Source organism: Rhodococcus sp. NFXS4, from assembly GCF_058139645.1.
This window is the reverse complement of record NZ_CP192221.1, coordinates 2555012-2578826: the sequence shown is the minus strand read 5'-3', so window position 1 is coordinate 2578826 and position 23815 is coordinate 2555012. Positions and strand designations below refer to the sequence as shown.

The 23815-nt window shown below is 68.7% G+C and carries 18 protein-coding genes; 7 read left to right on the top strand and 11 right to left on the bottom strand.

Annotated features, from left to right (window positions below; translation table 11 throughout):
- Positions 1-894, top strand: coding sequence for a DMT family transporter (locus J4E04_RS12025; RefSeq protein ID WP_490148681.1), 894 nt, complete (start codon positions 1-3; stop codon positions 892-894).
- Here J4E04_RS12025 and J4E04_RS12020 read toward each other — a convergent pair.
- Positions 884-1426 (bottom strand): 2'-5' RNA ligase family protein, encoded by a 543-nt coding sequence (locus tag J4E04_RS12020; protein ID WP_490148680.1) that lies wholly within the window; start codon positions 1424-1426, stop codon positions 884-886. The genes J4E04_RS12025 and J4E04_RS12020 overlap by 11 nt on opposite strands.
- 20 nt (positions 1427-1446) lie before the next feature.
- Between J4E04_RS12020 and J4E04_RS12015 the strand changes: the two genes are divergently transcribed.
- Positions 1447-2583, top strand: a complete 1137-nt coding sequence (locus J4E04_RS12015; protein WP_490148679.1) for an isocitrate/isopropylmalate dehydrogenase family protein — start codon at positions 1447-1449, stop codon at positions 2581-2583.
- 4 nt (positions 2584-2587) lie between these two features.
- Here the strand turns inward: J4E04_RS12015 and J4E04_RS12010 are convergent, their stop codons facing one another.
- Positions 2588-3400 (bottom strand): class I SAM-dependent methyltransferase, encoded by an 813-nt coding sequence (locus J4E04_RS12010; protein ID WP_490150541.1) that lies wholly within the window; start codon positions 3398-3400, stop codon positions 2588-2590.
- A gap of 356 nt (positions 3401-3756) precedes the next feature.
- Between J4E04_RS12010 and rpsA the strand changes: the two genes are divergently transcribed.
- Positions 3757-5235, top strand: a complete 1479-nt coding sequence (rpsA, locus tag J4E04_RS12005) for a 30S ribosomal protein S1 (RefSeq protein ID WP_027506761.1) — start codon at positions 3757-3759, stop codon at positions 5233-5235.
- Positions 5236-5391: 156 nt separating this feature from the next.
- Here rpsA and J4E04_RS12000 read toward each other — a convergent pair whose 3' ends face one another.
- Positions 5392-5622 (bottom strand): hypothetical protein, encoded by a 231-nt coding sequence (locus J4E04_RS12000; protein WP_081821417.1) that lies wholly within the window; start codon positions 5620-5622, stop codon positions 5392-5394.
- Between the two features lie 169 nt (positions 5623-5791).
- Here J4E04_RS12000 and coaE point away from each other — a divergent pair, with 169 nt between their 5' ends.
- Positions 5792-7009 carry a dephospho-CoA kinase gene (gene coaE, locus J4E04_RS11995; protein WP_490148678.1) on the top strand — a complete coding sequence of 406 codons (1218 nt, stop codon included), beginning with the start codon at positions 5792-5794 and terminating at the stop codon, positions 7007-7009.
- 7 nt (positions 7010-7016) lie between these two features.
- Here coaE and J4E04_RS11990 read toward each other — a convergent pair whose 3' ends face one another.
- On the bottom strand, positions 7017-7538 hold the full coding sequence (locus tag J4E04_RS11990) for a ribonuclease FAU-1 family protein (protein WP_056448098.1): 522 nt from the start codon (positions 7536-7538) through the stop codon (positions 7017-7019).
- A 23-nt stretch (positions 7539-7561) separates the two neighbouring features.
- Positions 7562-9085, bottom strand: coding sequence for an ATP-dependent DNA ligase (locus tag J4E04_RS11985; RefSeq protein ID WP_222638622.1), 1524 nt, complete (start codon positions 9083-9085; stop codon positions 7562-7564).
- 109 nt (positions 9086-9194) lie between these two features.
- On the opposite strand from J4E04_RS11985, the gene uvrB reads away from it, so the two are divergent.
- A complete protein-coding gene (gene uvrB / locus J4E04_RS11980; RefSeq protein ID WP_027506756.1) occupies positions 9195-11357 on the top strand; it encodes an excinuclease ABC subunit UvrB in 2163 nt (720 codons plus the stop codon).
- Positions 11358-11414: 57 nt separating this feature from the next.
- Here the strand turns inward: uvrB and J4E04_RS11975 are convergent, their stop codons facing one another.
- Together J4E04_RS11975 and J4E04_RS11970 are read right to left on the bottom strand one after the other, a co-directional pair.
- On the bottom strand, positions 11415-12299 hold the full coding sequence (locus tag J4E04_RS11975) for an ABC transporter permease (protein ID WP_027506755.1): 885 nt from the start codon (positions 12297-12299) through the stop codon (positions 11415-11417).
- Positions 12296-15184 carry an alpha/beta fold hydrolase gene (locus J4E04_RS11970; protein WP_490148677.1) on the bottom strand — a complete coding sequence of 963 codons (2889 nt, stop codon included), beginning with the start codon at positions 15182-15184 and terminating at the stop codon, positions 12296-12298. The genes J4E04_RS11975 and J4E04_RS11970 overlap by 4 nt, the downstream gene beginning before the upstream one ends.
- 127 nt (positions 15185-15311) lie before the next feature.
- Here J4E04_RS11970 and J4E04_RS11965 point away from each other — a divergent pair, with 127 nt between their 5' ends.
- Positions 15312-15764 carry a universal stress protein gene (locus J4E04_RS11965; protein WP_027506754.1) on the top strand — a complete coding sequence of 151 codons (453 nt, stop codon included), beginning with the start codon at positions 15312-15314 and terminating at the stop codon, positions 15762-15764.
- Between the two features lie 56 nt (positions 15765-15820).
- On the opposite strand, the gene J4E04_RS11960 is transcribed toward J4E04_RS11965, so the two are convergent.
- The 3 genes from J4E04_RS11960 to J4E04_RS11950 form a co-directional block, all read right to left on the bottom strand.
- Positions 15821-18106, bottom strand: a complete 2286-nt coding sequence (locus tag J4E04_RS11960; RefSeq protein WP_490148676.1) for a HelD family protein — start codon at positions 18104-18106, stop codon at positions 15821-15823.
- 155 nt (positions 18107-18261) lie between these two features.
- A complete protein-coding gene (locus tag J4E04_RS11955; protein ID WP_490148675.1) occupies positions 18262-19284 on the bottom strand; it encodes a DoxX family protein in 1023 nt (340 codons plus the stop codon).
- A 163-nt stretch (positions 19285-19447) separates the two neighbouring features.
- Positions 19448-20137, bottom strand: coding sequence for an MBL fold metallo-hydrolase (locus tag J4E04_RS11950; RefSeq protein ID WP_222638618.1), 690 nt, complete (start codon positions 20135-20137; stop codon positions 19448-19450).
- A gap of 210 nt (positions 20138-20347) precedes the next feature.
- Between J4E04_RS11950 and uvrA the strand changes: the two genes are divergently transcribed.
- Positions 20348-23266 (top strand): excinuclease ABC subunit UvrA, encoded by a 2919-nt coding sequence (gene uvrA, locus J4E04_RS11945; protein WP_222627015.1) that lies wholly within the window; start codon positions 20348-20350, stop codon positions 23264-23266.
- A 19-nt stretch (positions 23267-23285) separates the two neighbouring features.
- Here the strand turns inward: uvrA and J4E04_RS11940 are convergent, their stop codons facing one another.
- Positions 23286-23678: a DUF1844 domain-containing protein gene (locus J4E04_RS11940; RefSeq protein ID WP_231476444.1), complete on the bottom strand. Its 393-nt coding sequence runs from the start codon at positions 23676-23678 to the stop codon at positions 23286-23288.
- Positions 23679-23815: the final 137 nt, after the last annotated feature.

Here is a 23815-nt window from a genome sequence, read left to right as displayed (position 1 = left end):
GTGCTCGTACTGCAGTTCCTGGCCACCGCAGCGGTGTGGGGCGCGAGCTTCCTGTTCATGAAGGTGGGCCTCGAGGGGCTGAGCTTCGTCCAGGTGGTGCTGGCGCGACTCGTCCTCGGTGCGGCCACACTGCTGATCCTGTTGCGTCCCATGCATGTTCGACTCCCGCGGCGAGGAGTCGTGTGGCTCCACTCGACGTTCCTCGCGGTGGTGCAGTGCATCCTCCCGTGGCTGCTGTTCGCGTGGGCGGAGCAGGAGATCGACTCGGCCACGGCATCCATCGTCAACGCGACGACGCCGCTCATGACCACGGTGCTGGCCTTCGCCGTTCTTCCCGCCGAACGGCCGACTCCGCTGCGCGCCGCGGGCCTCCTGATCGGCTTCGCCGGCATCGTCGTGGTGTTCGCGCCGTGGGAGAGCGGTCTGAGTGGCAGCCCGCGTGCGCAGCTGGCGTGCCTCGGCGCCACCGCGTCCTACGGTGTCGCGCTGGTGTACCTGCGTCGGTTCGTCATCCCGCTGGGTGTGCCGTCGTTGGCGGTGGCGACGATGCAGATCGGTCTCGCCGCGATGATGATGCTGGTCGCGGCACCCGTGGTGGCGAGCGACGCGGCGCGTCTCGACGTGCCCGTCGTCGCGTCGATGCTCGCGCTCGGCTGTGCCGGCACCGGGCTGGCCTTCCTGTGGAACACCAACGTCGTGACGGGATGGGGACCGTCCGCCGCGTCGACCGTGACGTACCTCAGTCCCGTCGTCGGCATCGCGCTCGGCGCCCTCGTGCTCGACGAGTCGGTCACCGCGAACGCGGTGCTCGGTACCGCGCTCATCATCGTCGGGGTGGTGGTCACGACGAGGCGCCGAGCCGCCTCGGTGGCCGCGCCGCCTGTCACCCGATGAGCCAGTCGGCTCTCGCGTCGCCGTCCCAGCGACGGACGGCCGACACCTCGGCGTCGACGACCTGAAGATCGGTCACGAGATGCGATGCTGCGGAACCGATGTCCTCGGGACGCGCGCGCATCGCCAGGGTCACGTGCGGAGTCCAGTGCCCGGGTTCGAGATGCGGGGGAATGCCGGGCGAGTCGGCGAGCGCCTCGTACACCCGCGCGTGCAGATCCAGGAGAGCCGCGGTCGGCACGACGGAGCGGGCCAGGACCGCCCGCGATCCGCCGAAGACCACCAACCCGCCGAGGCGTACCGACTCGGGGAACCGCCACGACCCGGCGTCTCGTCCGTCGGCGATCAGAGCGGCGAGCCGGCGCTCGGCGACGTCGTCGATCCTCGACGCGACCGCGATGGTGACGTGCGGACGGTTGGACGCCCCCGCGTGCCGAGCCTGACTCGGCAGGCCCAGCTCGGCGAGGTAGTTCCACTCGCGCCGAATCGCATCGTCGCTGCGCTCGTCCAGGAGGAGTTCCACCGACTGCACCATGATGGGTAATGATGGCGGCCATGACGAGTGCAGCGCATCCCGGGGCCTCACAGTCCGACAAGTCCGGTGCCGGTTCGCGCCGCGCACCGCACCGCATCGGTGTCCTGCACGGCGACGGCATCGGCACCGAGATCGTGCCCGGGACCGTACAGATCGTCGATGCGGCCGTGCAGGCCCTGGGTGCCACGCCCGTCGAGTGGGTGGAGCTGCCCTTCGGTCGTGCGGCACTCGACGAGTTCGGCGACGCGGTACCGCCGCGCACCCTGAGCGCGTTGGCAGAGTTGGACGCCTGGATCCTCGGACCGCACGACAGCGCGTCCTACCCCGAGGAGACGCGGGGGCAGCTGACGCCGGGTGGTCGCATCCGCAAGGAGTTCGATCTGTACGCGAACATCCGGCCGGCACGCGCGTTGCCGGGCGTGCGGGCGACGAGTCCGGACATGGACCTGGTCGTCGTCCGGGAGAACACCGAGGGCTTCTACGCCGACCGCAACATGGCCGTCGGATCCGGGGAGTTCATGCCCACTCCCGACGTCGCCCTGGCCGTGGCGGTGTTCACCCGTCGAGCGTGCGAACGCATCGCCGAGCAGGCGTTCGCCCTCGCGGAGACTCGTCGGCGTCACGTGACCGTGGTGCACAAGACGAACGTGTTGCGATTGACGACGGGGCTGTTCAAGGACGTGTGCATGGAGGTGGCCGAGCGGCACCCGGACGTCGAGGTGGACCACGAGCACATCGACGCCCTCACGGCGAAGCTCGTGCGGTCGGGGGAGACCTTCGACGTCCTGGTGGCCGAGAACATGTTCGGAGACATTTTGTCCGACCTCACCGGCGAGTTGGCCGGGTCGCTCGGGACGGCACCGTCGATCAACGCCTCGGACACCAAGGTGATGGCTCAGGCCGCCCACGGCGCGGCCCCCGACATCGCGGGCCGCAACCGCGCCAACCCGACGGCGCTGCTGCTGTCGGTGGCCGCGATGCTCGAGCACCTCGCGGCGGGACCCGGGCCCGCCGATCACGCACGGGTGGGTGAGCGGATCCGCGCGGCGGTCGAGGCGACCATCGCCTCGGGAGTCGGTACCGCGGACATCGGGGGACTCGCGTCCACGAGCGAGTTCCTCGAGACGGTCGACGCCCACGTGGTGCGCGGTCTGTGACAGGTCAGGCGGTGCAGCAGAAGATCGCGGTGCCGGGGAAGAGCTCTCCACGCAACGGCGACCACTGACCCCACTCGCGATCGAGCCACTCCGGCCAGTCGGGTTCGACGATGTCGACCAGAGTCAGCCCGGCGGCGACGATCTCGCGAACGCGGTCACCCACCGTGCGATGGTGCTCGACGTAGGTGGCGGTGCCGTCGGGATCGAACTCGGCGTACGGCGTGCGGTCGAAGTAGGGGATGGTGGCGGTCAGCCCGGCCGGGCCCGGATCGTCCGGGAAGATCCACCGCATCGGGTGGTTGACCGAGAACACCCACCGTCCGCCGGGGCGCAACACGCGCCGGACCTCACGCATGACTCCGGCGGAGTCGGCGACGAACGGGATCGCGCCGAAGGCCGAGCACACCACGTCGAAGGACGCGTCGGCGAACGGCAGGTTCTCCGCGGAGGCCTGGATCAGTGCGGGTGACGCACTGCCGGGGGACGATGCCTCGCGGGCCGCGATCGCTGCAGCGCCGTGCGCCAGCATTCCGGCCGAGATGTCGAGGCCCGTCGCGCGGGCACCGTGACTGGCCAACCAGCGCGAGCAGGGTGCGGATCCGCATCCGATCTCGAGCACGTCGAGCCCCTCGACGTCACCGAGCAGGTGCACGTCGCCCTCGTGCAGACCCTCGGGGCACCACACGAACTCGCCGGCCTCGCTCGTCACGCCGAGGAAGTCGCCGTGGGTGCGGTGGTACTCGTCGGAATCCTGGTCCCACCAGGACCGGGACGCCCGCTCGGAGGATCGGGAGTCGACGCGGCGGCGACCGGGCAGCGGCTCCGCGGGGGCCGCGTCGGCGGCGGGAGCGTGGCCGGGCGTGGACCCGGTCGGACGTGCCGGAACACCGAGATCGCCGGGGGTTTCTGTGGACACGCGCAACACGGTAACCGGGTTTGCTCGGTGCGCGGGGCACCGAGTAGTCTTCGATACGCGAATGTCTGTCTTCGCGTGCACGTGGTCGGACTCCCGCTCGTCGGCGAGGGTCCGTGGCGTGTCCGGGGGGACTGCGTCGTGTCTCGTCTCCCAGCGCTCAAGATACGGCAGCACGCGTGTCCTGTCCGCAGGAAGAACGAGTCTGTCCGACCGAACATCCATCCACCGACCCCAACCCGTCCGGAGCAACTCACCACATGGCCTCATCCACCGTCACCTCGCCGCAGGTAGCCGTCAACGACATCGGCTCCGCCGAGGATTTTCTCGCCGCGATCGACGCGACGATCAAGTACTTCAACGATGGCGACATCGTCGAGGGCACGATCGTCAAGGTCGACCGTGACGAGGTCCTGCTCGACATCGGTTACAAGACCGAAGGCGTCATCCCCTCTCGCGAGCTCTCCATCAAGCACGACGTCGACCCCAACGAGGTCGTCTCCGTGGGCGATGAGGTCGAAGCTCTCGTCCTCACCAAGGAGGACAAAGAGGGTCGTCTGATCCTGTCGAAGAAGCGCGCACAGTACGAGCGCGCCTGGGGCACCATCGAGGAGCTCAAGGAGAAGGACGAGGCCGTCAAGGGCACCGTCATCGAGGTCGTCAAGGGTGGACTCATCCTCGACATCGGTCTCCGTGGCTTCCTTCCCGCGTCGCTCGTCGAGATGCGTCGTGTCCGCGATCTCCAGCCGTACGTCGGCAAGGAGATCGAGGCCAAGATCATCGAGCTCGACAAGAACCGCAACAACGTCGTCCTCTCGCGCCGTGCATGGCTCGAGCAGACGCAGTCCGAGGTGCGCAGCGAGTTCCTGCACCAGCTCCAGAAGGGCCAGGTCCGCAAGGGCGTCGTGTCCTCCATCGTCAACTTCGGCGCGTTCGTCGATCTCGGCGGAGTCGACGGCCTGGTCCACGTGTCCGAGCTGTCCTGGAAGCACATCGACCACCCGTCCGAGGTCGTCGAGGTCGGCACCGAGGTCACGGTCGAGGTTCTCGACGTCGACCTGGACCGCGAACGTGTCTCCCTGTCGCTCAAGGCGACGCAGGAAGACCCGTGGCGTCAGTTCGCCCGTACCCACGCGATCGGTCAGATCGTCCCGGGCAAGGTCACCAAGCTGGTTCCCTTCGGTGCGTTCGTGCGCGTCGAAGAGGGCATCGAGGGCCTGGTCCACATCTCCGAGCTGGCCGAGCGCCACGTGGAGGTCCCGGACCAGGTCGTCACCGTGGGCGACGACGCGCTCGTCAAGGTCATCGACATCGACCTCGAGCGTCGCCGCATCTCGCTGTCGCTGAAGCAGGCCAACGAGGACTACAGCGCCGAGTTCGATCCGTCCAAGTACGGCATGGCCGACTCGTACGACGAGCAGGGCAACTACGTCTTCCCCGAGGGCTTCGATCCCGAGACCAACGAATGGCTCGAGGGCTTCGACAAGCAGCGCGAGGAGTGGGAAGGCCGCTACGCCGAGGCGGAGCGTCGCCACAAGATGCACACCGCGCAGATGGAGAAGACCGCAGCCGACGAGGCGCAGGAAGCTGCCAACGCAGCGGCCGGCTACTCCTCGGAGACCGGTACCCCGTCCGCGCAGGGTGCACCGGCGGCAGCAGCTCCCGAGTCCACCGGCGGATCGCTCGCCAGTGACGCTCAGCTCGCCGCTCTGCGCGAGAAGCTGTCCGGCGGAGCCTGATCCGCTGATCGACCGCTGAACGAGAGAAGCCCCGAACCGCACAGGTTCGGGGCTTCTCCCGTTCGTGGCACCGGCACCCGACCGGCTCCACACACGAGAGAAGGCCCGATCCGCGCAGGATCGGGCCTTCTCTCGTGTGGTCGGTGGTGCGGTGGGTCAGCTCGCTGCGGCTGCACTCCAGCCGGTGCCCATCTGCACGCCGCGCTTGCGCATGGACGCGAAGCTGTGGCGGGCAGGGCTGATGAGCGAGGTGAACCAGTTGCGGCGATGTTCCGCCAGCGCATCGGCGACCTGAGGGATCAGGATGCAGTGGACGCCGTCGGACATGCCCAGGCGGTGCCGTCCGGACTGCATCCGACCGACTCCCTCTCCCGCAATGGTGTTCATGCCCGTCCTTTACCTGTCGAGTACCGTCTCGCGGAGCCTTCCGGAGAAAATACGAAAGCCTGTTGTGCGCCTCGAAGATAACCGACAGGTTGGGAAACATGGTGCATTTGAGACTGGTGATTCGCGGCGTGTTGATGCGCTGCGCGCCGGACTCGGCCACACTGGGTGCGTGTTGAGAATCGGATTGACCGGTGGAATGGGCGCGGGGAAGTCGACGGTGTCACGCACCCTCGCCGACCTCGGCGCCGTGGTGGTGGACGCCGACAAGATCGCGCGCGAGGTCGTGGAGCCGGGCACGCCCGGGCTGGCCGCTCTCGTCGAGCGCTTCGGCGGGGACATCCTGGCTGACGACGGCAGCCTGAATCGACCGGCGTTGGCGGCCAAGGCCTTCGGGGACGAGGAATCCCGCCTCGCCCTGAACGGCATCCTGCACCCCTTGATCGGGCAGCGCACGACCGAGCTCGTGAACAGCGCTCCGCCGGACTGCGTCCTGGTGCACGACATCCCGTTGCTCGTCGAATCTCGCACCGCCGCAGCCTTTCACCTCGTCGTGGTCGTCCACGTCGAGGCGGAGGAGAGGGTGCGACGGCTGGTGGCGTCGCGTGGGCTGAACGAGGACGACGCCCGCGCCCGCATCGCAGCCCAGGCGACGGACGAGCAGCGCCGCGCCGCCGCCGACGTGTGGCTCGACAACTCCGGGACACCGGAAGCGTTGGAGGCCACCGTCCGTGAACTCTGGGCCGATCGTCTCGAGCTCTTCGCGGCCAACCTCCGCTCGGAGACCGTGGCCCGGACCGCCCCCCGCGTGGTGCCGGCCGACCCGATGTGGCCCGCCGAGGCACAGCGCGTGATGGATCGTGTGCGTCTCGCCTGCGGCGACCGAGCGCTACGGATCGACCACATCGGATCCACCGCGGTTCCCGACTTCCCGGCGAAGGACGTCCTCGACATCCAGGTGACGGTGGCGGATCTCGCCACCGCGGACGCACTGCGCGATCCGTTGACGGCGGCCACCTTTCCGCGCATCGAACACATCACGGCCGACGACCCGAAACCGTCGGCGGTGCCGGGGGAAGCCGATCCTGCACTGTGGGAGAAGCGTCTGCACGGCGCAGCCGACCCGGGCAGACCGGTGAACATCCACCTCCGGGTCGACGGGTACCCCGGACAGGTCTTCGCGCTCATGTTCCGAGACCGGCTTCGCGCCGACCCCGCCGCTCGGGAGGCGTACCTCGACGTGAAGACCCGTGCTGCCTCGCGAGCCGCGGAACACGGCGAGTACGTGGACGCCATCGAGGCGTACGTGGGGGAGAAGGCGCCGTACTTCGACACTGTGTATCCCGAGGTCGTGGAGTGGGCGGCTCGGACGGGGTGGAAAGCCGACTGATCGCTCCTCAGCGATCCGCCCAGTGGGTCGTCATGCCGAGAGCGGCGAGCCATCCGTCGACGTCGTGGTTCGCCGCCGCGATTCCGTCCACGGCGTCGGACGCCCGACGGATGGCGGCCTCCGTCGTCCGCGCGTCGAGCAACCCGGTGCTGTGCGCGACGAGCAACTCGTCGACGTCCAGGAGCTCGGCGTCGCGGCCGGTACGGACGACGATGTCGAGGTAGTGGTCGACCGAGTGCCACACGTCCCCGTCGCGGACGAACTCGCCGATGTCGACGTAGTGATTCTGGTCGCGGACATGCGTGGGCAGGTAGTGGAAGATCGACGCGCGGATACCCAGGCTGGGGACGATCCACGACTCCAGGTAGTCGAAGGACGGATGGTCCGACGGACGGGCCATGTAGAGCCCCCAGTCGGTCGTCTCGTACACGTCGACCGGGCGGACGACACCTTTCGGATCGGTGTTGGTGCGTCCCGCGACGTCGAACACCTCGACCTTCGGTGGGTGCACGTGTGCCAGACCCGTCATGGTCCGCACCGTACCGCGCACCGTCACGGAGCGGGCGGCGCGAACATGCTGCGCACGCCGTCGAGCGTGTCGGCGTCCGCAGCCACCTTGTCGTCGCGGTAGCGGACCACGCGCGCGAATCGGAGTGCGATGCCGCCCGGATAGCGCGAGGAACGCTGCAGTCCGTCGACCGCGATCTCGACAACCTGCTCGGGCCGCACGTGCACCACGTGCGAGGTCCGTCCCGTCTCGAGAGCCAGGAACCGCTCCGTCTGCCAGGCGAGCATCTCGTCGGTCATGCCCTTGAAGGTCTTGCCCAGCATCACGAACCCGCCGGCAGGATCCACTGCGCCCAGGTGGATGTTGGACAGCAGACCGGACCGGCGACCGGATCCCCACTCGACTGCGAGCACCACCAGGTCGAGCGTGTGCACCGGCTTCACCTTGACCCAGGCGGCGCCGCGCCGTCCCGCGTCGTACGGCGCATCGAGGTTCTTGACGACCACACCCTCGTGACCGGACGCGACCGCCGACGCCGCGAACGAGTCCGCGGCCTCGAGGTCGGCCGTCACCAGCCGCGGCACACGGTTGCCCTCCGGGATCAGAGCGTCGAGAACGGCCAGCCGCTCGTGCAGCGCACGGTCCAGCAGGTCCTCACCGTCCAGGTGCAGGATGTCGAAGAAGAAGGGCGTCACGGCCACACCCGTCGACTGCGCTGTGCGTGACGCCGTCTCCTGGAAGGCCCGCGGACGTCCCTGTTCGTCCAGGGCCAGTGCCTCGCCGTCGAGCACCACGGAGGTGAGCGGCAGGGCGCGCACGTACTCGACGACCTCGGGCAGGCGTGCGGTGATGTCGTCGAGACTGCGGGTGCTGATCGAGACGTCCTCACCGCGACGGTGGACCTGCACACGGATGCCGTCCAGCTTGGTGTCGAGCGCCACGGCGCCGGCGGCGCCACCGGCCGCCTTCGCCACGCCCTCGGCCACGGTGGGGGCGCTGGAGGCCAACATGGGGAGCACCGCTCGGCCCACGGTCAGTCCCAGCTCCGCGAGTGCCGCAGACCCGCCGGTGAACGCGGCCGTCGCGGCCGTCACCGTGGATCCCGACAGCATCGCGGCCCGGCGCACCTCGGGGAGCGGGACGTCGGCCGCGGCCGCCACGGCTTCCTGGACCAGCGCGTCGAGCGCACCCTGGCGGACCTCACCGGTGACCACGCCGCGCAGCCAGGTCTGTTCCGTGTCGGTGGCGCTGCCGAACAGAGCGGACACCGCCGCCGCGCGTGCTGCCTGCGATCCCGGACCCGCCATCGTCGAGACGGCGTCGAACGCCGCGTCGACGGCGGCGACCGTCAGCGTCGGTGCGTCGGCGGCCGGGGGGAGAGTGGCGACGCTGCGCCACCCCAGGCCGGTACGGCGTTGACGCAGAGTGCCGGACGCGTAGAGCGTCACCAGGGCGACCTCCTCGGGAGCGCACTCGGACAGCAGCGCGGCGAGCGCCAGGACCTTGGCCTTGCGGGACCGGGTGGCGGCCACCGTGGCCGAGGTCTCGACGACGCGTGCGAGCAGCATGGGCTCATTGTGACGCGCAGGTCCGACAGCGACGGTCGGTGTACCCGCGGCCGGGTCGTGTGACCCGCCGAACGGCGACTGTGTCGGTGGTCGGGCCTACTCTGGTGGTATGGCTTTTGCAGCTGAACAACCCGTCCTGGCGCACTCCGAGTTCCGTCCCGTGGGCGACATCGAGCGCAGCGATCGTCCCTTCGAGGTGGTCAGCGAGTACAGCCCTGCGGGCGATCAGCCGACGGCCATCGCGGAGCTGACCAAGCGGGTCCAGGCGGGCGAGAAGGACATCGTGCTCCTGGGCGCCACCGGCACCGGAAAGTCGGCCACCACCGCGTGGTTGATCGAGCAGGTGCAACGGCCCACGTTGCTCATGGCGCCCAACAAGACGTTGGCTGCGCAGTTGGCCAACGAACTGCGAGAGATGTTGCCCAACAACTCCGTCGAGTACTTCGTCTCGTACTACGACTACTACCAGCCCGAGGCCTACATCGCCCAGACCGACACCTACATCGAGAAGGACTCGTCGGTCAACGACGACGTCGAGCGGCTCCGTCACTCGGCGACGGCGAATCTGCTGTCCCGTCGCGACGTCGTGGTGGTCGCCTCGGTGTCGTGCATCTACGGTCTCGGCACACCGCAGTCTTACGTGGACCGGTCGGTGCATCTCGAGGTGGGGCAGGAGGTCCCGCGCGACAAGTTCCTCCGGCTGCTCGTCGACGTGCAGTACACCCGCAACGACATGGCGTTCACCCGCGGATCGTTCCGTGTGCGCGGCGACACCGTCGAGATCATCCCGTCCTACGAGGAACTCGCCGTCCGGATCGAGTTCTTCGGCGACGAGATCGAGGCGCTGTACTTCCTCCATCCGCTCACCGGCGACGTGGTGCGCCAGGTCGACAGCGTGCGCATTTTCCCGGCGACCCACTACGTCGCCGGGCCCGAGCGCATGGAGCGTGCGGTGCGGGACATCGAGGCCGAGCTCGAGGAGCGGCTCGCCGATCTGGAGGGCAAGGGCAAGCTGCTCGAGGCCCAGCGGTTGCGCATGCGTACGCAGTACGACCTCGAGATGATCAAGCAGGTCGGCTTCTGCTCCGGCATCGAGAACTACTCGCGCCACATCGACGGGCGACCTGCCGGGACTGCGCCGGCCACACTCATCGACTACTTCCCGGACGACTTCCTGCTCGTCATCGACGAGTCCCACGTGACGGTGCCCCAGATCGGTGCCATGTACGAGGGGGACATGTCGCGCAAGCGCAACCTCGTGGAGTTCGGCTTCCGGCTGCCGTCGGCCACCGACAATCGCCCCCTGACGTGGGAGGAGTTCACGCAGCGCATCGGGCAGACGGTGTACCTGTCGGCCACCCCCGGCAAGTACGAGCTGGGACAGAGCGGCGGTGAGGTCGTCGAGCAGGTCATCCGCCCGACCGGCCTGGTCGACCCCGAGATCGTCGTCAAGCCCACCAAGGGCCAGATCGACGACCTCGTGCACGAGATCCGCCAGCGCACCGAGAAGGACGAGCGCATCCTGGTCACCACGCTGACCAAGAAGATGGCGGAGGATCTCACCGACTACCTGCTCGAGCTCGGTATCCGGGTGCGCTACCTGCACTCCGACATCGACACTCTCCGACGCGTCGAGCTGCTACGTCAGCTCCGGCTCGGCGAGTACGACGTGCTCATCGGCATCAACCTGCTCCGTGAGGGTCTGGACCTCCCGGAGGTCTCCCTCGTCGCGATCCTGGACGCCGACAAGGAGGGCTTCCTGCGCAGCGGGACCAGCCTGGTGCAGACCATCGGCCGTGCGGCCCGAAACGTGTCCGGCCAGGTGCACATGTACGCCGACAAGATCACCGACTCGATGCAGTACGCCATGGAGGAGACCGAGCGTCGCCGCGCCAAGCAGATCGCCTACAACGAGAAGATGGGTGTGGATCCGCAGCCGCTGCGCAAGAAGATCGCCGACATCCTCGACCAGGTGTACGAGGAGGCGGAGGACACCGAGGCCACCGTGGACATCGGTGGATCGGGCCGCAACGCGAGCCGTGGCCGGCGGGCGCCCGGCGAGGCGGGACGAGCCGGCAGCAGCGGTGTCGTGGAGGGGCGCGACGTCTCGACCATGCCGCGCGCCGAGCTGGCAGACCTGGTCAAGCAGCTCACCGATCAGATGATGAACGCGGCGCGCGAACTTCAGTTCGAGCTGGCAGGCCGTCTGCGCGACGAGATCCAGGACCTCAAGAAGGAGCTGCGCGGGATGGACGCCGCGGGCCTGTCCTGACCCGTCCTCGCACACGAGAAGGCCCGGCACCGACGGACACGGTGCCGGGCCTCGTCGTCAGCTCGTGATGTCCTTCGTCGCGAATCGTCGCCACGCGATGATGCCGAAGATCGTGGCGTACGCGAGCGAGGAGAAGGCGCCGTCGAGCAGGTCGTTCCACGACAGCGTCGGTGACAGCACGCCCGTCCACGACGTCGAGTAGTGGCCGGGCAACAGGTTGCGCAGTGATCCCAGTGCCGTGATCTGATCGAGGATCTGGGCCACGATCGACACCATCACCGTGCCGCCGACCGCGCCCAGGGGCGCGTCGGTGGACACCGACAGGGCGAGTGCCAGCCCGGCCACCCACGTCAGATTGATCGCGATGAAGACGACGCCGATCGCGAGCCTCCCGATCGACAGCCCGAACGACAGGGCATCGCCGAAGGGTGACACCAGCGACCCCAGGCCGTACAGCACGCTGCCCAGGATGAGCGACACCCCCACGAGCGTGAGCAGCGCGGCGAGCGACAGGATCGCCGACACCAGGGCCTTCTGTCGCAGCAGCCGACCTCGCGGAACAGGAACCGCGAGCAGGTAGCGCAGACTCGACCACGATGCCTCGCTGGCGATCGCGTCGCCGAAGAACAGCGCCACCACCACGATCAGCAGGAATCCCACCGACACGAACAGGGCGAAGACGAGAAAGTTCACCCCGCTCTGCGTGCCCAGGTCGATGAGGCTCCCGCTGGCGGTGTCGGAGTCCGACCCGCCCACCGTGAACGCGATGGCCATGATGACGGGCAGCAACGCGAGGAAGCCCAGGGACAACTGGGTTCTCCGCCGCGTGAACTGCCGCGTCAGCTCGGTCCGTAGCGACAGCGTGCCCGCGGGGGTGTACCCCGCGACACGGCCGTCCGGATGCGCCGCGGTGGTGGTCGTCGGTCGACTGTCGGCGCTCATGTGGTCGTTCCGTTCCCCGAGGATGCTTCCGCCGCATGACGGAGTCGGTCGGTGTCGTCGTGCACGAGGTCGAGGAAGACGTCCTCGAGTCGTGTCGATCGCGACGCGGAGGAGACGCCGATACCGGCGCCCACCAACGTCCGCACCACCATCGCGGGATCGAGCACTCCGAGCTGCGCCTTGATCGCGCCCTCCGGTTCCGCCTCGACGACCTCGCCCATGCCGTCGATGCCTCGCAGCACCGAGACGGCATCGGCGGGCCGATCGACACGGAACTCCAGCGGACCCCTCGCGCCGATCAGATCGTCGACCGTCCCGGAGCTGATGACGACGCCCTTGTTCATGACGACGACGTGCGTGCAGGTCTGCTCGACCTCCGCCAGCAGGTGGCTGCTGACCAGGACCGTGCGTCCCGTCTGCGCGTAGCGGATGAGGACGTCGCGCATGGTGCGGATCTGGGGCGGGTCGAGCCCGTTGGTGGGTTCGTCCAGGACCATGAGGTCCGGGAGTCCGAGCATCGCCTGCGCGATGGCGAGCCGTTGCCGCATGCCCTGGCTGTACGACCGGACCTTGCGGTGGATCGCCGTGCCGAGGTCGGCGATCTCGAGTGCCTCCTCGAGATGGGCGTCCTCCGCCGGTCGGCCGGTCGCCTTCCAGTACAGGTCCAGGTTCTCCATCCCCGAGAGATGGGGAAGGAATCCGGACCCCTCGACGAAGGAACCGAGTCGGGACAGGACCGGCGCCCCCGGAGAGACCAGGTGCCCGAAGACCCGGATCTCGCCGCTGGAGGGCGTGATGAGGCCCATCAGCATGCGCAGCGTGGTGGTCTTGCCGGCGCCGTTGGGGCCGAGGAGCCCGAGCACCTGCCCCGCGCCGACGCGGAACGACACGCCGTCCACCGCGCGGAAGCCGTTGGAGTAGCTCTTCGCGAGATCGGTGATCACCAGCGGGACGTCCACCAGCGACTCGTCCACCTCGGCGACGGTGCGACGCCGGGAGATGAACGATGCGAGAGCGACGAGGGCGGCGACCAGCACGGCGAGCCCCGCGATGCCCACGACGGGGACCCACGGGAACGTCGACTCCGCGTTCTCGGCGGGTACACCGGGCAGCGCGAGCGTGGCGTCGGAGAGTGTGACCGACACCGCCGCGGGCTCGAGCGGGACGGCGTAGGCCTGGTCGGTGGTGGAGAACGCCACCTCGACGCGATTCCCGGCGGCGACCTGGTATGCCATGCCCGGCAACGTGACGCTCACCGTGGAGGGCTGGTCGGACGGGGGGACCCGCACCGCGGACACCAGGCCGTTGGGCAGAGTGCGTCGACCGTCGTCGGACACGTCGTACAGCTTGGCGAAGAGCACGGTGCCGCTCGGTGAGGTGGTCGGACCGACGGTGACGGACACCGACGACGTGCCGACGATCGTGTACGACGAGTCGAGCGGCTCCGTGACGAACGACGCGGTCTGTCCCGGGATGTCGCCCGTCAGGAGTGCGCTCGCGGCCCCGCCGAGCCCGGCCGCGGCGCCGCCGAGGACCGAGGCGGAGCCGACCCCGGGCAGAGACGTGAGAGCAGCCGGGGACCCACCGGGCGGCCGGACGACGGTCTGAGTGTCGTTGCCGGTGGCCGAGGTGAGCGGGAAGTCCTGGCGTTCGGTCGGAGTGGCGTCCGAGAGCCCCGGATACGCGGCGGCGGTGAGCTCGCGAGCCCGATCGCCCTGGTCGGTCGGATCGCCCGCCAACGCGTAGGTGAACGCCGAGTCGGCGCGCGCGGAGTCGGTCCCGTCCCCGATCAGATGCTGCACCAGGAAGTCCGCGACCGCACCGTCCGCGGTGGCGTCGGTCCCGCCGGCATCGTGGCCGCCGTCGAACCACCGCACCTGGACCGAGCCACCGGCCGCCGCGATCTGCCGCGCGGTGGCGTCGGCCTGGTCGAGTCCGAAGAGGGTGTCGCGCTGACCCTGCACGAGCAGGGTGGGTGCGGTGATCGAGGAGGCGAACGACCGGGGTGAGCGCGCACGCAGCAGTTCGCTGGTGGCCTCGGACGGTTGTCCGCTCACCGCGGACTCCGCGTACGCGAGACACACCTGGAGGGCGAACCGGCCGCATGCTCCAGCGGGGGCGGTCGATGTCGGAGCGTCGCTGGCTCCACCGGGAGCGGGGGCCGCACCGGCGCCGAAGAAGATGCCGGCCCAGCCGCGCTTCAGGACGCCGGCGTCGCTGCCCTCGGACACGGCGGGTGTCGGTGCCTGCGACGACGGCTCGGCCACCGAGTAGTTGGGAAAGAGGGACTGGTTCAGGTCGTTCCACGTGATCGAGGCGGCGTCCGCGTCGATACGAGGATCGGTTCCGGCCGCCATGAGCGCGAGCGCGCCGCCGTAGGAACCACCGGCGACGCCGACCCGAGGGTCACCCGGGGAATCAAGTTGCACCTCGGGGCGAGTGGCCAGGTAGTCGATCAGCCCGCGAGCGTCGGCCACCTCACGATCGGGATCGTTGAGGCCGATGCTGCCGGTGCTGAGGCCGAAGCCGCGCGCGCTGTACGCGAGGACGACGAGCCCTCGCGACGCGAGATCCCGTGCCTGGGCGGCCACCGAGTTCTTGTCGCCGCCGAAGCCGTGGGCCAACAACACCGCCGGTACGGGCCCGTCCGTGTCCGGCAGGTACAGCGTCGTGTCGATGTCGACGGTGGCACTGCTGCCCGGACTCTCCGGCAGTGTGCGGACGGCGTCCTCCGTCCGCACCGACGACGCGGAACCGTTCGAGTCGCGCAGAAGTGCGAAAGACGCCACGGCGAGGGCGAGGACGACGAGCACCGCGACGACGATGATCACCGGTCGTCCGAGCGTCGAGGCGCGTCCGGGCAACCGGAATCGGGGTCGTGGCATTACTTCAATGTATGCGAGGGGAGAGACACGTGCTTTCGACCGGAAGCCGCGTCGGGCGGTCGCCGCTGCGACTAATGTCTCGAATCGACACTCGATGATCGTCGGGACATGACCACTGGAGGAATGTATGAGCGCTTACCGCAACGTCGTCGTCGGAACCGATGGCTCCGATTCGTCACTGCGGGCCGTGGAGAAGGCGGCAGCGCTGTCGGGCGATTCCGCCGCGACGCTCTACATCGCGTGTGCGTACTACCCGGCGGACTCGAAGGCGTCCTCGCAGGACGCGGACGCACTGAAGGACGACGCGTACCAGATCACGGGATCCGCTCCGACACAGGAGATTCTGCGTGTCGCGCGGGAGCGTGCGGTGGCGGCCGGCGCCTCGTCGATCGAGGAGCGTCCCGTGGTGGGCAACCCCGTCGACTCGCTGCTCGAGCTCGTCGGCGAGGTGAAGGCGGATCTGCTCGTGGTGGGAAACCGTGGACTGAACTCGCTCACCGGCCGCCTGCTCGGCTCGGTTCCGTCCGATGCGGCTCGCAAGGCGCGCTGCGACGTGTTGATCGTGCACACCACGCACTGACGCTCGAACCACCGCTGGATGCCGTCACGGCACGATCCGTTCGTGCCGTGACGGCATCACTGCGTCACGGGGGCGATGGGCCCCATCACGTCCGGTAGCGGCGATGTGTGGACGATTCCCAGCCGCTGTGTCGCGCGCGTGAGCGCGACGTACAGATCGTTCAGGCCGCGGGCCGAGTCGTCCACGATCCGTGCGGGTTCCACGATGAGCACCGAGTCGAACTCGAGTCCCTTCGCGTCGCGCACCGTGCACACCCGGACGTCGTCGGCCCCCAGGTGTGCGAGCCGCGCGGCGATGTCCGCGGGTGCCAGCACCGCCGACATCCCCGGGCGCGGATGCGCGGCGACGTGGCGTTCGACCGCCGACACCAGATCGTCCTCCGTGACTCGATGCGCCCACGGCGTCTCACCGTTGTCCCGCACCGACCGCGGGATCGATGCGGCCGGGTCGAGCGTCGAGAGAACTCGCCGGGCGATCTCCATGATCGCCGCGGGGGTGCGGTAGTTCACGGTGAGTTCGGTCAGCTTCCACCGTTGCGCCACATAGGGGCCCAGGACGTCCTGCCAGGACGAGGCACCCGCCGTGTCGCCCGTCTGGGCCACGTCGCCCACGAGGGTCATCCATCGATTGGGTATGCGGCGCATGACCATCCGCCACGCCATCTGCGAGAGTTCCTGCGCCTCGTCGACGATGACGTGGCCGTAGGTCCACGTGCGGTCGCCGGCCGCGCGTTCGGCCGCCGTCAACCGGCGTCCGTGCCCCTGACGCTGGGCGAGTCTGTCGGCGTCGATGAGGTCGTACGCCATGAGGATCTCCGGATCGAGTTCGTCCTCGAGATCCTGCGGTGCCGATCCGGTCAGGATGTCGAGAGCGCCCTGGGCGTCCTCGATCTGGGCGCGCCAGCGACGCTGTTCCCGTTCGCGTTCCGCGGCGTCGTCGATACCCAGGAGCTCGGCGAGCTCGTCGAGCAGGGGAGCGTCGGCACCGCTGAAGCGTCCGTCGTCCGACCGTTCGAGGGCGGCACGGTCCTCGGCGTCCCACCCCGGTGCGGCCGTCCGCAGCCGTTCGGCCGAGGCCAGCAGCCCGGCGAGAACGTCCTGGGCGGACAGCTCCGGCCACAGTGCGCCGATCGCACCCATCAGTTCGGGGCTCTCCCGCATCTCGTCGCGGATGTCGGCTATGTCGTCACGGCTCAGCAGATTCGACCCGTCGAGCACGTCACCGCCCACGATGGCGGCGAACTGGTCGGCGAGCAGATCGATCATGGTGGACACGAAGATCGGTCGAGCGAGGTTGTGGGGTCGACGCGAGGACCGCGCTCGTCCCCGTGCGCGCGTGACCATCTTGCGGTCGATCCGCAATGTGTAGGTGTCGAAGTCGACCGACACCGGCTCCGACGGAAGTTCCTGACGGTCGCGCACGGCGGCGATCAGGACGTCGACGATGTCGAGGGAGCCCTTGAGTTCCGCCGCGCGCGCGGAGTCCTCGCGGCTCGCGTCGACACCCGGGTACAGATCCCCGATGGTCGACAGCAGCACCCCCGTCTCGCCCAGGGAGGGCAGCACCTGGCCGATGTAGTCCAGGAAGGTGCTGTTCGGTCCGATGATCAGCACGCCGCTCTTGTCCAGCTGCTTGCGGTACGTGTACAGCAGGTAGGCGGCGCGATGCAGGGCCACCGCCGTCTTGCCGGTGCCGGGACCACCCTGCACCACCAGGACGCTGCGATGCGTGGACCGGATGATGTCGTCCTGCTCGCGCTGGATGGTCTCGACGATGTCGTTCATCTGTCCCGTGCGTGCGGCGTTGAGCGCGGACAGCAGAGCACTCTCACCGGCGACACCGTCCGATCCGGTGGCGACGCCGGCGTCCTGCGCCGTCCGGAGGTCCAGGTACTCGTCCGCCACCCCGGTGACGCGACGACTGCGCGTCCGGATGTGGCGACGGCGTACGACGCCCTCGGGGGCGGCGGGCGTGGCGAGATAGAACGGGCGGGCCAGCGGGGCGCGCCAGTCGTAGAGCAACGACTGGTAGTCGTCGTCCTCGTCGAGGATGCCGACACGGCCGATGTAACGCGGCGCGTCGTCCTCGACGTCGATCCGGCCGAAGCACAGACCGTTCTCGGACGCGTCGTACTTCGCGATGTCGTCGTTGTAGAGAGCCGAGTAGGACTCGCGTTCGCTGCGCGCCTGCGGTGTCCCGCCCGTCTGGAGCAGGACGGCGCTCAGCCGGGACCGTGCATAGGTCCGCAGAGCGTCGAGGCGGTCGTAGAGCAGGGTGACGCGCTGTTGTTCCTGATCGAGGTCGGCGTCGTGCAGATCTGTCGGGGTGCCCTGATCCGGCACATGGTCTCCTGTACGCGAGTGGGGCGGGGTGACGAGGGCGGTCGTGCACCTCTCGGCGGCGCACGGAAGCGCCAGAAAAGTCTACGGGCTCCCGACGGCAACGGCCGGTGCCCCCGATCTCTCGGGAACACCGGCCGTGTGCTGCGGGGAAAAGATCAGAGGTACTGGTGCACCGTGCCCTCGACGCGGGCCCGTGCCTCCTTGGCGCGCTTCTCGGCGTCCTCGAGCGAGGCCTGCAGCTGCTTCTGCGCGTCCTTGCTGGCGGACTTGTACTGCTTCTTGTACTCCTTGCGCGCTGCGTCGAACTGCTTGCGCGCGTCCTTGCCGGACTTCTTGGCCTGCTTGCGGGCCTTCTTGCCGTACTTCTCCGCCAGATCGCTGCCGTCGGCCTTGGCCTTCTCGGCCAGCTCGGCACCGCGGGACGCGGCGATCTCGGCGTACTTGCTGCCGCGATCCTGGGCGACGTCGGCGAACTCGGATGCGCGTGCAGCGGCCAGATCGGCCCACTTGGCACTGCGCTCCTTCGCCAGCTCGGCGAGCTTGCCGCCGCGATCCTGGGCGACGTCCGCCAGCTCGGCGCCACGCTGCGAGGCGATCTCGACGAGCGGCTGTGCGCGCTCGGCGGCGACGCCCGCGAGCTCCTTGGCGCGCTCGCCGGCGTGGGCGAGTGTCTCGGAGCTGTCCGAGGAGGACACCAGCGGGAGGGCGCCGGCGACGGCGACCTTGGCCGACTTGGCCGCCTTGCGACCGCGCCAGGCGACGGACGGCTTGCCCTCGGTGTCGACGGCGGCGATGAGCAGGCCGCCGAGGAGGCTGACGTTCTTGATGAACTGGGTGCGCTGCAGCGCCTTCGCCTGCGGGTCCGTCTCGTTCCAGAAGGAGTGACCCGCGAGGGTCGTCGGGACGAGGCTGCCCGCGAGCACGGTGGATGCGAGGCGTGGCGCCCGACCGGTCGCGAGAAGGAATCCGCCGCCGATCTGCACCGCGGCGTTGATCTTGACCAGCGTCTCGGGGTCGGAGGGAACGTTCTGCGTCACCTCGTCGGGAAGGGCGTCCTGGCTCTTCTCGATCAGAGGCTTCGCGGCCTGAGCCCTTCCGGCGGGGTTGCGCAGCGCATCCACGCCTCCTGCGATGAAGATGGATGCGAGCATCGGTCGGGCGATCCGGCGGACAATCACTGAGCCTCCTGCGTTGCGGCTGTGGTGTGGGGGACTGCTCTGGCTGCACGAGTGCGGTTGTTCACGCCCATGACATGCATGTGACGCTCTCGAACTGTATCCATACCCCCCGCCCCGGCGATTGAATCGTGGGGCGGGCGGGGGACCGGATCGTGGTGACGGATCACCAGCCGCGGGTCCGCCATTCGTGAAGGTGAGGACGTTCCGAGCCCAGCGTCGTGTCCTTGCCGTGGCCCGGGTAGACGACCGTTCGATCGTCGTAGCGACCGAAGATCCGCGATTCCACGTCGTCCAGCAGCGACACGAAGTTCGCCTCTCCGTCGGTCTTGCCGACGCCGCCGGGGAAGAGCGAGTCGCCGGTGAACAGGTGCACGACGCCGCTCTCGGGGTCCGTGAGCGCGAGCGCGATCGACCCGGGAGTGTGGCCGCGGAGGTGGATCACGTCGAGGGTGACGTCGCCGACCTGCACGGAGTCGCCGTCGTCGAGCAGGCGGGTGGGGGCGACGGGGAGCGGTTCCGCATCGAGCGGATGTGCCGCCGACGGGGCGCCCGTCGCCGACGCGACGTCCTCGAGCGCCTGCCAGTGGTCGAAGTGCTGGTGCGTCGTGACGATCAGCGAGACCTCGGGTGCCACGTGGTCGACGACGGCGCGCAGCGTCGGAGCGTCGTTCGCGGCGTCGACGAGCAGCGATCGGCCCGTCCGGGAACAGACGACGAGGTAGGCGTTGTTGTCCATCGGGCCCACCGAGGTCTTCACGATCGTGGCGTGCGACAGGATCCGGCGCTGCGAGCCCGTCCCCACGGACACCTCGCCGGTGTAGTCGTCGGAGATCGTCGGTGCATTCTCGGTCATGAGCGTGAGATTACCCACGATGACCGGTCGTGAGCCGGGCGCGGAGCCCGTCGGCCGGTCGAGTCTGTCGGACCTCGGGCATATGGTCGTCGAAGCCTGTCGTGTCCGAACACGACATGTCCGACGAAGAGTGGGCAGTTCACGCGGTCGACGAGAGAGTCGACGCAGCACGTTGCACGGCCGTGGGCCGTGACGAAGGAGAGGACAACCGTGGCGGATCGCCTGGTAGTGCAGGGCGCACGCGAACACAATCTCAAGGGCGTCGACATCGATCTGCCCCGGGACAGTCTCATCGTGTTCACCGGTCTGTCCGGGTCGGGCAAGTCGAGCCTGGCGTTCGACACCATCTTCGCCGAGGGTCAGCGCCGCTACGTCGAGTCGCTCTCGGCCTACGCGCGCCAGTTCCTGGGCCAGATGGACAAGCCGGACGTCGACTTCATCGAGGGCCTCTCGCCCGCGGTCTCGATCGATCAGAAGTCGACCAACCGCAACCCGCGGTCCACGGTCGGCACCATCACCGAGGTCTACGACTACCTGCGCCTGCTCTACGCACGCGCCGGCACGGCGCACTGCCCGCAGTGCGGTGAGCGCATCGCCAAGCAGTCGCCCCAGCAGATCGTCGACCAGGTGCTCGCGATGGAGGAGGGCCTGCGTTTCCAGGTGCTCGCTCCCGTCGTGCGCACCCGCAAGGGCGAGTTCGTCGATCTCTTCGAGCAGCTCAACACGCAGGGTTACTCGCGTATCCGCGTCGACGGCACCGTGCACCAGCTCACCGATCCGCCCAAGCTGAAGAAGCAGGACAAGCACGACATCGAGGTGGTGGTCGACCGCCTGACCGTCAAGGCGTCGTCCAAGCAGCGGCTCACCGACTCGGTGGAGACCGCGCTGCGCCTCGCCGACGGCATCCTGGTGCTCGACTTCGTCGACCGCGAGGAGAACGCCGCCGACCGTGAGCGCCGGTTCTCCGAGCGTCTGGCGTGCCCCAACGGGCACCCGCTGTCCGTCGACGAACTCGAACCCCGCGCGTTCTCGTTCAACTCGCCCTACGGCGCGTGCCCCGAGTGTGCGGGACTCGGCATCCGCAAGGAGGTCGACCCCGAACTGGTGGTTCCGGACCCCGATCTGAGCCTGGCGGACGGCGCCATCGCGCCGTGGTCCATGGGCCAGACGTCCGAGTACTTCGGCCGGCTGCTGTCCGGGCTCGCCGACGCCATGGGCTTCGACATCGACACACCGTGGCGGAAGCTGCCGGCCAAGGTGAAGCGTGCCGTCCTCGAGGGCAGCGAGCATCAGGTGCACGTCCGCTACAAGAACCGGTACGGACGCACCCGGTCCTACTACGCCGAGTTCGAGGGCGTCATGCCCTTCCTGCACCGTCGGATGGATCAGACCGAGTCGGAGCAGATGAAGGAGCGCTACGACGGCTACATGCGGGAGGTCGACTGCCCGGTGTGCGAGGGTGCCCGCCTGCGCCCCGAGATCCTGTCCGTGACCATCGCCGCGGGCGATTTCGGGGACAAGTCCATCGCCGACGTGTGTGCACTGTCCATCTCGGAGTGCTCGAACTTCCTCAACACGCTGACGCTCGGTCCGCGTGAGGAGGCCATCGCCGGCCAGGTGCTCAAGGAGATCCAGGCCCGCCTCGGCTTCCTGCTGGACGTGGGACTCGAGTACCTCACGCTGTCGCGCGCGGCAGGAACGCTGTCGGGCGGCGAGGCGCAGCGCATCCGCCTGGCGACGCAGATCGGCAGTGGTCTCGTCGGAGTCCTGTACGTGCTGGACGAGCCGTCCATCGGCCTCCACCAGCGGGACAACCGCCGGCTCATCGACACGCTCACGCGGCTGCGCAACCTCGGCAACACGCTCATCGTCGTCGAGCACGACGAGGACACCATTCGCACGTCCGACTGGGTCGTCGACATCGGCCCGCTCGCCGGTGAGCGCGGCGGACGTGTCGTGCACAGCGGAACCTACGAGACGCTTCTCACCAACGCGGAGAGCCTCACCGGGGCGTACCTCTCGGGTCGCTCGGCCATCGATGTCCCGGCGGTACGTCGCCCGATCGATCCCAAGCGCAAGATCTCCGTGATCGGTGCCCGGGAGCACAACCTGCAGGACATCGACGTCAGCTTCCCGCTGGGAGTGCTCACCTCCGTGACGGGCGTGTCGGGATCGGGCAAGTCCACGCTGGTCAACGACATCCTGGCGACGGTGATGGCGAACAAGCTCAACGGCGCTCGTCAGGTACCCGGTCGGCACACCCGCGTCAACGGCCTCGACCAGCTGGACAAGCTGGTCCGGGTCGACCAGTCACCCATCGGCCGTACGCCGCGGTCCAACGCGGCTACCTACACCGGGGTGTTCGACAAGATAAGGACACTGTTCGCCGCGACGACCGAGGCCAAGATCCGCGGCTACCAGCCGGGTCGGTTCTCCTTCAACGTGAAGGGCGGCCGGTGCGAGGCGTGCTCGGGTGACGGCACCCTGAAGATCGAGATGAACTTCCTGCCGGACGTCTACGTGCCGTGCGAGGTGTGCCACGGTGCCCGGTACAACCGGGAGACGCTCGAGGTCCACTACAAGGGCAAGACCATCGCCGAGGTGCTGAACATGCCCATCGAGGAGGCGGCCGACTTCTTCGAACCGATCACCTCGATCCACCGGTACCTCAAGACGCTGAACGAGGTGGGCCTTGGCTATGTCCGTCTGGGGCAGCCGGCCACCACGCTGTCCGGCGGCGAAGCGCAGCGTGTGAAGCTGGCCGCAGAGCTGCAGAAGCGCTCCATGGGACGCACGGTGTACATCCTCGACGAGCCGACCACGGGACTGCACTTCGAGGACATCCGCAAGCTGTTGCTGGTGATCAACGGTCTGGTGGACAAGGGCAACACCGTCATCGTCATCGAGCACAACCTGGACGTCATCAAGACGTCCGACTGGGTCATCGACATGGGACCCGAGGGCGGATCCGGCGGCGGAACGATGGTGGCCGAGGGCACTCCCGAGCAGATCGCCGCCGTGCCCGAGAGCTACACCGGCAAGTTCCTGCAGGAGTCTCTCGACGCCGCCTCGACCCCACCGGTCCCGGTCAAGCGGACCCGCAAGCGCAAGCCTGTCGCGGTCTCCTGACCGGGCCGTCGCGTGACGGTCAGTGGACGGGCCCGGTGTACTTCTCGCCGGGCCCGGCGCCGGGCGCGTCCGGGTGCGCCGACTGCTCGCGGAACGCCTTCTGCAGTGCCTGCAGCCCTTCGCGGATGGGGCCGGCGTGCGGCCCCAGGTACTCCACGGAGGCCGTGACCAGTCCGGCGAGTGCGGTGATCACGCGTCTCGCCTCGTCGAGGTCGAGGTGGGGGCTGTCGGACGGATCCGCGTCGGAGAGTCCCAGCTTCTCGGCGGCGGAGCTCATGAGCATCACCGCGGCGCGGCTGATGACCTCGATCGCAGGGACGTCGGCCAGTTCACGCACGTCCGGCTCGAGCTGCGGCGCATCGCCCTCCACCTGGGGAGCACCGGCCTGAACGGCATCATCGGGGGTCGTCATGACATCAGACGATGCCACGATGCGCCGACACCGACGCCCCCGCCCGGTGCGTGACCGGACGGATTCGGTCCGCGAGGGCACCTGGTGTTATTCTTCTTTCCACGACCGCCTTCAGGTGTGTCCGTGTCGGCGCGTGA